General features: G+C 61.0%; 10 protein-coding genes. 6 read left to right on the top strand and 4 right to left on the bottom strand.

Features of this window, described 5'->3' with window-relative positions:
* Positions 1-218: 218 nt before the first annotated feature.
* Together DXC52_RS09190 and DXC52_RS09185 are read right to left on the bottom strand one after the other, a co-directional pair.
* Positions 219-1,112: an aldose 1-epimerase family protein gene (locus DXC52_RS09190; protein WP_117747003.1), complete on the bottom strand. Its 894-nt coding sequence runs from the start codon at positions 1,110-1,112 to the stop codon at positions 219-221.
* A gap of 77 nt (positions 1,113-1,189) precedes the next feature.
* Positions 1,190-2,029 carry a hypothetical protein gene (locus DXC52_RS09185; protein WP_117747002.1) on the bottom strand — a complete coding sequence of 280 codons (840 nt, stop codon included), beginning with the start codon at positions 2,027-2,029 and terminating at the stop codon, positions 1,190-1,192.
* Positions 2,030-2,280: 251 nt separating this feature from the next.
* Between DXC52_RS09185 and DXC52_RS09180 the strand changes: the two genes are divergently transcribed.
* The 3 genes from DXC52_RS09180 to DXC52_RS09170 all read left to right on the top strand — a co-directional run bounded on the left by DXC52_RS09180 (position 2,281) and on the right by DXC52_RS09170 (position 5,602).
* Complete coding sequence (locus tag DXC52_RS09180) at positions 2,281-3,540, top strand: MFS transporter (protein ID WP_233504921.1); 1,260 nt, start codon at positions 2,281-2,283, stop codon at positions 3,538-3,540.
* Between the two features lie 211 nt (positions 3,541-3,751).
* Positions 3,752-5,122, top strand: a complete 1,371-nt coding sequence (locus DXC52_RS09175) for an ATP-binding protein (protein WP_117747001.1) — start codon at positions 3,752-3,754, stop codon at positions 5,120-5,122.
* A 33-nt stretch (positions 5,123-5,155) separates the two neighbouring features.
* The gene (locus DXC52_RS09170) at positions 5,156-5,602 is read left to right on the top strand and encodes a low molecular weight protein-tyrosine-phosphatase (protein ID WP_117747000.1); all 447 of its coding nucleotides are present in this window, start codon (positions 5,156-5,158) and stop codon (positions 5,600-5,602) included.
* A 170-nt stretch (positions 5,603-5,772) separates the two neighbouring features.
* On the opposite strand, the gene DXC52_RS09165 is transcribed toward DXC52_RS09170, so the two are convergent.
* Together DXC52_RS09165 and DXC52_RS09160 are read right to left on the bottom strand one after the other, a co-directional pair.
* Positions 5,773-6,102 (bottom strand): TIGR04076 family protein, encoded by a 330-nt coding sequence (locus DXC52_RS09165; RefSeq protein ID WP_117746999.1) that lies wholly within the window; start codon positions 6,100-6,102, stop codon positions 5,773-5,775.
* Positions 6,095-6,919 (bottom strand): PfkB family carbohydrate kinase, encoded by an 825-nt coding sequence (locus tag DXC52_RS09160; RefSeq protein ID WP_117743457.1) that lies wholly within the window; start codon positions 6,917-6,919, stop codon positions 6,095-6,097. The genes DXC52_RS09165 and DXC52_RS09160 overlap by 8 nt, the downstream gene beginning before the upstream one ends.
* 459 nt (positions 6,920-7,378) lie before the next feature.
* Here DXC52_RS09160 and DXC52_RS09155 point away from each other — a divergent pair, with 459 nt between their 5' ends.
* From DXC52_RS09155 to DXC52_RS09145, 3 genes are read left to right on the top strand one after another with little or no spacing between them, the layout of a single operon-like run.
* Entirely contained in the window at positions 7,379-7,885 is a 507-nt protein-coding gene (locus tag DXC52_RS09155) for a MarR family winged helix-turn-helix transcriptional regulator (RefSeq protein WP_117746998.1), read from the top strand.
* The gene (locus DXC52_RS09150; RefSeq protein ID WP_233504920.1) at positions 7,878-9,701 is read left to right on the top strand and encodes an ABC transporter ATP-binding protein; all 1,824 of its coding nucleotides are present in this window, start codon (positions 7,878-7,880) and stop codon (positions 9,699-9,701) included. The genes DXC52_RS09155 and DXC52_RS09150 overlap by 8 nt, the downstream gene beginning before the upstream one ends.
* Positions 9,694-11,613 carry an ABC transporter ATP-binding protein gene (locus DXC52_RS09145; RefSeq protein ID WP_117746997.1) on the top strand — a complete coding sequence of 640 codons (1,920 nt, stop codon included), beginning with the start codon at positions 9,694-9,696 and terminating at the stop codon, positions 11,611-11,613. The genes DXC52_RS09150 and DXC52_RS09145 overlap by 8 nt, the downstream gene beginning before the upstream one ends.
* Positions 11,614-11,770: the final 157 nt, after the last annotated feature.

The raw sequence follows: 11,770 nt of genomic DNA, 5'->3' as shown, positions 1-11,770 counted from the left end.
ATGCAACGGAAAAGAGCCGCCCTTTCGGACGACTCAAACTGTAATGGGGCTATTTTGACTGCTTGCATGTGAAAGCAGTCAAAATAGCCCCGTCCCAAATTAGCTGCCCCGACCCATGCATCGGAATGAGCGTGGAAAATCTCCCACTTTTGGCTCGCACACGGGCTCAAAACGGGAGATCATCCACGCTCAAGTTATGACCGCTCCGTGCGGAACCCCTAGAGCAGCGTAACGCTAAAGCTGCGCTCGTCCGTCTCGCCCGGCGCCAAGGTGATGGTGTTGACCTTGTGCTCAAAGACGTCGTCCTCGGTGTCCATGGTGGTGTGGCCGGTCCAGGGCTCGAGCGCCACAAACGGGGCGTCGTTGGCGGCAGACCACACGCCAATGTACTTAAAGCCCTCAAAGTCGATCTTCACGCCGTGACCCGACTTGCGTCCGCGCAGGGTGAGCGTGGAGCCGGGAACGTCGGTGAACATGATGGCGTCGTTATCGAAGCTGCGGTGCGTGATGGACAGCACGTCCGAGTTGTCGGGAGCCTTGTAGCTGCCCTCGAACGTCATGAGGCCATCGGGCGTAATGATGGGCGCCTCGTTGGTCCATGCCTCGGTAAATGCCAACTCGTAATCCTCGAACGCCTCGTCATCGGCACCGGGGGCCGGCACGTTAAAGGCAGGGTGACCGCCCACCGAAAACGGCAGATCCACGTCGCCGGTGTTGGTGACGGCAAAGGTCTGGGTGAGCGTAGCGTCGCCGGTGAGCGCATAGATCATGTTGAGCTTAAAGTGGAAGGGGAAGGCCTTGAGCGACTCGGGCGTATCGGTGATCTCGTACGTTACCGAGGAGCCGTCCTCCGAAACCTCGACCAGCTTGTGCTCGACAATGCGCGCGAGTCCGTGGCGCGGCATCTCGCAGGTGCCGGCCGCAGACGTTGCCGTGTTGTTGCGCAGCGAGCCCACAATGGGGAACAGGATGGGCGCGTGCTTGCCCCAAAAGGCGGGGTCGCCCTGCCACAGATACTCGTTGCCGTTAAGGGCAAGGCTCGTGAGCTGGGCGCCCATGGAATCGATGGCCGCGGTGAGGCCGCCGCGCTTGATGGTAGTGACGGTAGACATGCTACTTCCTCCAAAAGTAAACAATAGTGTCGAGGGCTATTGTCCCACTCTTGGCTGCGGGAAGAGGCGGCACGCAATTATTGAGCGTCCACGTAAAGATCGAACCCGCCCTGCGGCGTGCTGTCGACCGTATCGGGCGCCTGCGAGTTAAAACTCACGGGGACCATGCGCTTCGAGGCGCGGAAGCGCGTGCCGTCGGTGGCGACGGGCGCCTCATCGACCGTGAGCTCGTAGTCTCCGGGCTTGAGCTCGATGCCGTCACCGTCAGAGTTGACATATTGATACTCATCGACCGCCTGCCCCTTGAGCGTGCGGCCCACGATGTGGATGAGCATCTGGCTGTCGCCGCGGGCGGTATCCCATGTCGCACCGTCCTTGACCTCGACCGACACATGCACCGAGCGCGTGCGGCTGAGCGATTGCTCGACAGACATCTCGACCTTGGCGGCGTCTTCGCGCTGTCGTTCCACATGGCTCCAGACGCTGCCGATTGCCGAGCAGGCGATGACGCCGGCCATAAAGGCGATGAGGATGGGGCCGAGTGGCGAGCGGCGGCCCGCGTCTTCCTCACGAGCTAAGTTGGGACGATGCGTGGGGGCGGGCGCCTGGGCACCCTGCGCGGGTACGTCGAGAATGCTGAAAGACGCCGTGCTGTCAGGATCGATGGTGTGGCGCGGCTGCGGGGTCTTTGCCGGCGAGATCGACATGTCGGCCGGCTCATCAAGCGTTGCCGTCGCATCGGCCTTTGCCTCGTCGGCCTCAGCCTGGGCCCAGGCCTGTTCGAAGGTCAAAGGCTCGGCGGCATCGCTGCCGGTCTCGACCTCGTTGCTCGACGCTTCGTCCGTCAACGGCTCATCCCAGGACTCGTCCGGAGCCTCGCCCTCGCTATACCACCATTCAAAGTTATCGATATCCATACGGGGCGCCCCTTAGGCCTCGCAAATAAACACTTGCTAGCCTTATACCCCCAGACGGCGCTGGAGCTCGCCGGCACAGACAGGAAAACCATCACAACATTCGACGCTTTTCCTCGATTTCGAGATTTTCGCCGAATGTTGTGATGGTTTGGGCGACTGGCTGGCAGCGCAATGTGACAAAGGGGCTGTCCCTTTGTCACATTCTGTTAGAGTTGCAGGGATTGAATCCCGCTTATTCATGCGACATTGGAGTGACAACCTTGACCGCCGCAACCACGCCTAAAAGCAAGTCAACCGCTGCCGCGCTTTCCCCCGCGCGCACCAACCTCTGCCTAGCGCTGCTCGTGTTGTTGGGCTTTTCGCTCGGCTGCTCGGAGTTCGTGGTTATCGGCATCGAGAGCGACCTGGCGACGGAACTCGGCATCTCACTTGCCACCGCAGGCCAGCTCATCAGCGTGTTCGCGCTCGTCTACGCCATCGCGACGCCGGTGCTTGCGCTCAGCACGGGACGCTTCCGCCGCTACCAGCTGCTCGTGTGCTACAGCATTGTCTTTGTGCTCGGCAATCTTGTCATGGCGTTGGCGCCCAACTTCCAAGTGCTGTTTGCCTCGCGCATCATCTTGGGCTCCGTCTCGGGCGCACTGCTCGCCGTAGGCGTGACGTATATCCCCGAGCTGCTGTCTCCGCAGCAGACCTCGCTCGCCATCTCGGTGGTGTACGGCGCTTTCTCCGTGGCGATGGTCTTTGTGACCTCGATCGGCAAGTTTGTGGCCGATACGCTCGACTGGCACGTTGCCATGTACGGTACGCTCGCCTTCGCCGTTCTGATCTGTACTGCGCTCGTGGCGTTTATGCCGCGTGCCGGACAGACCGATGAGCCTGCCACATTCCGCGAGCAGGCGGGGCTTCTGCGCGAGCCAAGCATCATCACCGGCATGCTCATCTTTTTGTTTGGCGTGGGGTCGGTCTACGTGTTTTACGGCTACGTGACGCCCTATCTGGAGCAGGTGTTGGGCATGGGCACCGTCCAGGCAAGCACTACACTCATGGCCTACGGCGTGTTTTGCCTGATCTCGAACATCTTGGGCGGATGGATCGACGCGCGTTTTGGCATGAAGGCGCTGCTCGTGACGTTTACGCTGCAGGCCGCGGCTCTGTTTGGGCTGTTTGCCGTTGGCGGCACCATGCCCCTCGCGCTTGCCTTTGTCTTTAGTCTGGCGATGCTCATGTATCTGTTCTCGGTCTCGTGCATCACGCACTTTATGGACGTGGCCCGCAGCCGCCACCCCAAATCGATGGTGCTCGCGAGCTCGGTGGAGCCCATGGCGTTTAACGTCGGCATCTCGTTTGGCACCGCGGTGGGCGGCGCCGTGGTAAGCGGGATTGGCATTGCCTACGTGGGCGCGGTTGGCGCCGCATTCTCGCTCGTAGCCTGGATACTCACGCTAGTGACGATCAAGCTGGCACGCTGGGAGCGCAAGCGGGCAGCACAATCTTCGATGCAGGCATAGGGGTGGGATCGAGGCAGGCGCAAGTACAGCTCAGCGCAGCGGGCGTCCGATGAAAACCACACCATACGAGCAGTGTTTATCCGCCCGCAGGCTCCAGCGGTTCAATTTCGTGTACTTGAAATACACGTTTTCCACGATTTCGTGTATTTCAAGTACACGAAATCGTACTAAACTATGTATTTGAAGTACATGAAATTGGAAAGGCAGCCCCATGCGCAGATCAATCGAATCCGTTATCGAATCATGGGCGACAAAGGACGCCTCGCGCCCCCTCCTCATCCGTGGCGCACGACGCGTGGGCAAAACGTACGCTGCCGAGGAAATCGGCAGACGAATCGCCGGCGATGCGTTTGTCAAACTCGACTTTCAGACCGATCTTGAGCTGATTGCCCCGCTGTTCGACTGCCCCACCGACGACGTTGACACCATCGTGGCACGAATCTCAGACTATAAACGCACCCCCATTCGCAAGGAAACCGCATTCATCCTGTTTGACGAGGTTCAGCTCTGTGAACGGGCGCTCAACTCGCTTCGCTTTTTCTCGGGTTCGGGCTGGCGCATATGCGCGACCGGCAGTCAGCTCGGCGTCGCCACGCGCAAGCGCAAGCTGCCTTTTCCCAGCGGCGTCCGCCAAGAGACCATGCATCCCATGTCGTTCGAGGAGTTTCTCTGGGCGCTCGGCGAGGAGCAGATGGCCGATGCCGTTCGTACCCACGCCGACACGCTCGAGACCTACGCCGCACACCAAGCCGCGCTCAACCTGTTTCATCGATACCAAATCGTGGGCGGCATGCCCGCCGCCGTCAACGCATATCGCAAGACGCTTTCCATCGAAGACGCGCGCGTCGAGCAGCGCGAAATCGACGAGACCTACACCGCCGATATGACCGACCCCGAAAACGGGATCAGCGGCGTAGCAGCGCGCAAGGTCTGGCGCTCCATTCCATCCCAGCTGCTACGATCCTCAACCAAGAAATTCAAGTACTCCGAGGTCGAACGCGGAGGCCGACGCTCAAAGCTCATCGAGCCACTCGACTGGCTCGAGGGCGCCGGCATCATATCGGTCAACAACCTGACCGAAGGCATCGAACCTCCCCTCGTCCCCTTCGACGACGAAGACGGGAGCTTCTTTAAGGTCTATCTTCTCGATACGGGCCTCATGTTCTACAAACTCGGTATCAACCCGCGACTCTGGCTCGACCTCAAAGAGGATTCCGCCATTGCGCTGTCTTCCGACTTTCGAGGTGCCTTGGCGGAGAACTCGGTCATGCAGGCATTTTCGGGCAATGGTTTGCAGACGTATTACTGGATGCCACCGTCGTCTTGGAAGACGAACGGCGAGCTCGATTTTCTACTTCAGACCGACCGCATGGAGATCGTTCCCGTCGAGGTAAAATCCGCACGCAACGTGCGCGCGAGAACGCTCGGGTCGTTTATGGAAAAAGCCCGGTCGCCGTATGCCTACATATTGTCCGAGAACAATTTTGCCCGCAGCGAAACCGATGACGGACGCGAGCTGCGCCATCTCCCCTTGTACGCAGCGGGCTTTATCGGAGCAAACTGCCTCAAGGGCAGTCTGTAACCCCCGCGCGACCGCCCAGAAAGGAACCATCATATGCAGCACGTACTGTTTATTTGCCACGGGAATATCTGTCGCTCGACGATGGCTGAGTCGGTGTTTGCCGAGCTGGTGCGCCGTGCTGGGCGCGAGGCGGAGTTCGTCATTGATTCTGCCGCGACCTCGACCGAGGAGATTGGCAACCCTCCGCATCATGGCACCGTCGCCAAGCTGCGCGAGGTCGGGATTCCCGTCGTTGCGCACCGCGCGCGCCAGGTTCGTCGCGCGGAGTATGGTGACTGGGACCACATCGTCTATATGGATGCCGAGAACGCGCGCGGCCTGCGTCGCATCTTCGGCGACGATGCCGACGGCAAGATTTCGCGGCTGCTGGATTGGACCGATCGCCCCGGCGACGTCGCCGATCCCTGGTACACCGGCAACTTCGATGCCACCTACCGCGATGTGCTCGCCGGCTGCACGGCCATGCTCGAGCAACTGTAGGCGCCCGGGCGGCGCGGATGCGTGAGCCACGCCATCGGCATAAAATGAGCGTGGATAATCTCCCGCATACAAATTGAGCGTGGATTTTCTCCCACTTTGAGCGTAAAACCACGCTCTAAACGGGAGATTATCCACGCTCATTATCTTGGCGGGCGAAAATCCACGCTCGATTACTCGTCGACGATCTCGGCGAGCCAGACGTTCAACGTATCGACCTCGGGGCAGCAGAACTTTGCCGTGCCGGGCTTGTTGCCAGGCACGGTGCCGCCGTAGCGCAGGATGTCGATATAGGGAAAGCCCACGTGGCAGGCCATGGAGCACATCTTGCCGCGATCGCGGTCGAAGTCGAAGACGTCGCCCGGCTTGTGCCCATGGTGGCAGCGACACGTACCCAGCTGGTCCACGCAGCTAATGCGGATACGTGGGCGCTTGCCGCGTGGCGCGCCGAGCGACTTGCCCTCGCTCGCGGGCTCGGGGCCGCTTTCGCTGGCGCTACTCATGGTCGATCACATCCAGGCAGGCCTCGATGGGCAGGCCGGCAGACTTGTCCTCCTGGTCAGCGTTGCGCTCGATAAGCTCGGCCACCACACGCATGGCATCGGCCGTTGCGTGCTGCAGGCTCCAGCCAGCCATAACGCGACCGACGAGCACCGCCGAGAACGTGTCACCGGTGCCCGGGAAATAGACCGGGATCAGGTCGAAGGGAATCGTGAAGTACTCCCCCGCCACGTGGTCGTAACCGATGACGGCGTTCGTGCCGTCGACCACAGCGCTCGTAATGACCACCGACTTGGCGCCCAGCGCGCGCATGGCGTCCACAAGGGCGTGGGCCTCGTCAGGCGTGATTTGCTCGGCAATGGGCGTGTCGGTGAGCAGGCACGCCTCGGTATAGTTGGGCACCGCATAGTCGGCGCACTCGAGCAGATGCCTCATGAGACCGATCGTGGACTCGGGCACACCGGCGTAAAGTTTGCCGTTGTCGCCCATGATGGGGTCGACGAATACCTTGGTGCCCTTTTGCGCGCGGCGGTGGCAAAAGTCTGAGATGATGCGCGTCTCTTCTTCGGTCACGATAAAGCCAGTGGAGATGGCGTCGAACTCAAAGCCGAGCTCTTCCCAGATGGCGAGACTCTGACGCACGTACTCCGTGGTGTCGTGGATGTAGAACTTGGGGTAGTTGAGCGTATCGGACACAAGTGCCGTCGGCAGATTATGGATACGGTAGCCCATGTGCGACAGCACCGGCAGCATGGCAGAGAGCGCGACCTTGCCGTAGCCGCACATATCGTTGATCAGCAGCAGCTGAGTGTTCTTCATGAGTGTCCCCCTTGGGTCGGGAGCGGCGCAAAGTCGCCACAGTGCGACTAAGTGTAGCGCAGGGACCGTTGCGAGCAGGCGCCAGGGCCGCGAAGAGCGCATTGTTGCGGAAAGGTTTCGGAAAATGATCCCTTTTCCTCCGTCCCCCACGGATCATTCCAACATGTAAACGTCGATGTTTTGGCAATGCCAGCGAGCGGGTCGCATTTGAGACAAGGTGACGTGAAACGAAAGGGCGCTGACCTTCTGGTCGCGCCCTTGAAGTTGAACGTCAGATTGTCCAAATGCGGCCCGCGCAGCGTCGGCTGGTCCGCCGTTCGTTAGAACGGCGGGACCAATAGGTTTGGAAAACCGCGTAACAATCAGTTTGGTACCTTGACATTCCCGCGGGGCACTCCTAGATTAGTTAGGCACAAAACAATCCCACTACCTAACTAAAGAAAGGAGAGATACGAATTCATGTGCGATGAACCCCTTAACCTTCGTCCGCACGAGCCCGGCGGCGACCCGTCGCAGCCGGCAGACGTGCCCGAAGCAGTTAACGGCGAAGACAAGCTCGCCAAGCGCATCCTGAGCGGCCTAGGCTTTTGCGGCCACTACATGCACTTTCACGGCGGCGGCGTGTCCGGCAAGGCGCCCATCGTCTGCCTGCTTGCCAAGCAGGAAAACGGCGAGATGTCGCAGCAGGAACTCGGCATGCACTTCGACCTCAAGCCGGGGTCGCTTTCCGAAATCCTGTCCAAGCTCGAGTGCGCCGGCATCATCGAGCGCAGCCGCAATCCAAAAGATCGCCGGCAGCTCACCATTCGCCTGACCGAGATCGGCTGGGAGAAGGCCCGCATCGACCAAGCCGCCCGCATCCGCTTTAGAGAGCAGGCCTTTAGTGCCCTCAACCACGACGAGCGTGAACAGCTTGCCGAGATGCTCGAGAAAATCCGCGTAACCTGGGAGGAACTGGATGATTAAAACCCTTATGGGCAGCATCCGCGATTACATGAAGGTCACGATCGCCACGCCGCTGCTGGTGCTTGGCGAGGTAATCTGCCAGATGATGATCCCGTTTATCACCGCCGACATGATCGATGCCATCAAGGACGGCACCGCCGTTACCGAGATGCTGCCCACCGCCGGCCTTCTCGTACTCATCGCGCTGACGTCACTCGCCTTTGGCGCCGCCGCGGGCATCACCTGCAGCCATGCCAGCTGCGGCTTTGCCAAGAACCTGCGTCACGACCTGTTCTACAAGATCCAGACGTTCAGCTTCGCCAACATCGACGAGTTCTCGAGCTCCTCGCTCGTCACCCGCCTCACCACCGACATCAACAACGTGCAGCAGGCCTTTATGATGCTCATCCGCATCGCCGTGCGCTCGCCGCTGGTGCTGGTCTTTGCCTTTACCATGGCATACGCCATGGGCGGCAGCGTCGCCATGGTCTACCTGGTCATCATTCCGCTGCTGGGCTTTGGCCTGTTCTTTATCATCTATAAGGTGCGCCCGATCTTTGCCCGCGTGTTCCACAAGTACGACGCCCTCAACGAATCCGTCGAGGAAAACGTCACCGGCATGCGCGTGGTCAAGAGCTATGTGCGCGAAGACTTTGAGAAGGAGAAGTTCGCGACCGCTGCGCGCGACGTCCAGATGGACTTCACCCGCGCCGAGAAGCTCCTTGCCTTTAACAACCCCATGATGAACATCTGCGTCAACGGCGCGTTCGTCGTCATCATCTACCTGGGCTCCAAGCTCATCATCACGAGCCAGGGCACCCTGTTCGACGTGGGCCAGCTCTCCTCCATCTTTACCTACGGCTTCCAGATTCTGATGAGCCTAATGCAGCTGTCGATGATCTTTGTCATGGTAACCATGGCAGACGAGTCGGCGCACCGCATTACCGAGGTGCTGGCCGCCGAGCCCACGATCGCCAACCCGACCGAGCCCGTGCACGAGGTTGCCGACGGCTCCATCGACTTCGATCACGTGAGCTTTAAGTATTCCGAGCATGCCCGCCGCCAGGCGCTCGACGATATCGACCTGCATATTAAGAGCGGCGAGACCATCGGCATTATCGGTGGCACCGGCTCGGCCAAGTCGACGCTCGTGAACCTGATCGCCCGCCTGTACGATGTCACCGAGGGCACCGTGCGCGTCGGCGGCGTAGACGTGCGCGACTACGACCTGGACGCGCTGCGCCACCAGGTAGCCATGGTCCTGCAGAAAAACGTGCTGTTTAGCGGCACCATCGCCGAGAACCTGCGCTGGGGCGACCCGAACGCCACCGACGAGGAAGTCCGCGAGGCCGCACATCTGGCCTGCGCCGACGAGTTCGTCGACGGCTTCCCCAAGGGCTACGACACCTGGATCGAGCAGGGCGGCTCCAACGTTTCCGGTGGCCAGAAGCAGCGCCTGTGCATCGCGCGTGCCCTGCTGCGTCGCCCCAAGATCTTGATCCTGGACGACTCCACGAGCGCCGTCGACACCAAGACCGACGCCAAGATCCGCGAGGGCCTGGCGAGCTACCTGCCCAACACGACCAAGCTCATCATCGCCCAGCGCATCAGCTCCGTGCAGGACGCCGACCGCATCATCGTCATGGAGGGCGGCCGCATCAAGGACATCGGCAACCACGATGAGCTGCTCAAGACGAGCGAGATCTACCGCGAGACCTTTACCTCGCAAAATAAGATGAGTGCCGAAGGCGAGGACGCGGGCGAGACCGCCGCAGCCGACACCGAGGCATCCGCACCGCAAGCTCAGACCCAGGAAGGAGGCGAGGCACATGAGTAAGGCCGCTACCGCCGAGCGCGCGCGCAACCGCAAGGGCGGCACCATGACGCGCCTGATCAAGATGCTCTTTGGCTTCTACCCGGTGCTTTTGCCCCTCGTCGTCGCCGGCGTTGTGCTCTGCGCCATCATCAACTCCATCGGCGCGACGTTTCTCCAGAGCGCGCTGCAGGTCATTAGCGAATCGTGGCAGTCGGGCGACTGGACGGCCGCGCAGCCCAAGATTCTGAAGCTCGTGACCACCCTCGGCTGCATCTACGCCGTGGGCGTCGCCTCCTCGCTCTTCTGGAACCGCGCCATGGCCGTCATCACGCAGGGCTCGCTCGAGAAGCTGCGCGAAAAGATGTTCAACCGCATGCAGGACCTGCCGATTCGCTACTTCGACACGCACCAGCGCGGCGACATCATGAGCCACTACACCAACGACATCGACACGCTGCGTCAGATGATCAGCCAGTCGCTGCCCAACCTGCTCATGACGATCATCGTCATCGTCACCGTGTTCTTCATCATGCTGTACTACAGCGCGTGGATGTGCCTGGTCATCATTGCCGGCGTCGCCTTTATGACCTTTATGACCAAGCTGCTCGGCTCCAACTCCGCGCGCTTCTTTATCGCGCAGCAGACCGAGCTCGGCGTGGTCGAGGGCCATATCGAGGAAGTCATGAACGGCCAGAAAGTCGTCAAGGCGTTCTGTCACGAGTCCGCCGCCGAGGCCGATTTTGACGAGCGCAACGAGAAGCTCTTCGAGGTCTCGCAGAAGGCCAACATGTACGCCAACATCCTCATGCCGATCCTCGGGAACCTGGGCGACTTGCTCTACGTGCTGGTCGCGCTGACCGGCGGCATCTTCCTGGCGCTGGGTGTGCCCAACCTGAGCCTCTCGGGCATGGCGCTCTCCATCGCCGTCGTGGTGCCGTTCCTCAACATGACCAAGCAGTTCTGCGGCCAGATCGGCCAGATCTCGCAGCAGATCAACGCCGTGGTCATGGGCCTTGCCGGCGCCGAGCGTATCTTTGAGCTACTCGACGAGGAGCCCGAGGCCGACGAGGGCTACGTGACGCTTGTCAACGCACAGGTGAATCCCGACACCTGGCAGCTCGAGGAGGCCGACCACCGCACCGGCATGTGGGCCTGGAAGCACCCGCACCGCGCGACCGGCGAGATCGAGTACGTGCCGCTGCGTGGTGACCTGGTCATGGATAACGTGGACTTTGGCTACACGCCCGACCACGAGGTGCTGCACGGCGTGTCTGTGTACGCCAAGCCGGGCCAGAAGGTCGCGTTTGTCGGTGCCACCGGTGCCGGTAAGACGACCATCACCAACCTCATCAACCGCTTCTACGACATTGCCGACGGCAAGATCCGCTACGACGGCATCAACGTCAACAAGATTCGCAAGTCCGATCTGCGTCGCTCGCTGGGCGTGGTGCTGCAGGACGTGAACCTGTTCACCGGCACCGTCATGGACAACATCCGCTACGGCAACCTGGACGCCACCGACGAGGAGTGCATCAAGGCGGCCAAGCTCGCGGGAGCGGACGACTTTATCACCCGCCTGCCCGACGGCTACGACACCATGCTCACCGGCAACGGCGCGCAGCTGTCGCAGGGCCAGCGCCAGCTGATCTCGATCGCGCGCGCCGCCGTCGCCGATCCGCCGGCGATGATTCTGGACGAGGCCACGAGCTCCATCGACTCCCGCACCGAGGCAATCGTGCAGGCGGGCATGGACAAGCTCATGGAGGGTCGCACGACGTTTGTCATCGCACACCGCCTGAGCACCGTGCGCAACTCCGACGCGATCATCTGCCTGGATCATGGCCGTATCATCGAGCGCGGCAACCACGACGAGCTGATCGCCAAGCGCGGCTACTACTATCAGCTCTATACCGGAGCGTTTGAGCTCGAGTAGGTAGGTTTGTTTCACGGAGGACCCCCAGGCGGGCCGGGGTGTAACTTCCGTGCTCAAACATTCTCGCTTCGCTGCGAAACTGCGCGCGGAGGTTACACCCCGGCCCGCCTGGGGGTCCTCCTGCGCGCAATCAGCCCGTCGTTTAGAACGGAATAAA

The organism is Collinsella sp. TF05-9AC (assembly GCF_003438495.1).
Taxonomy (GTDB): Bacteria; Actinomycetota; Coriobacteriia; order Coriobacteriales; family Coriobacteriaceae; genus Collinsella.
The sequence above is the reverse complement of the archived record's forward strand: the minus strand, read 5'-3'. Positions and strand labels throughout refer to the sequence as shown.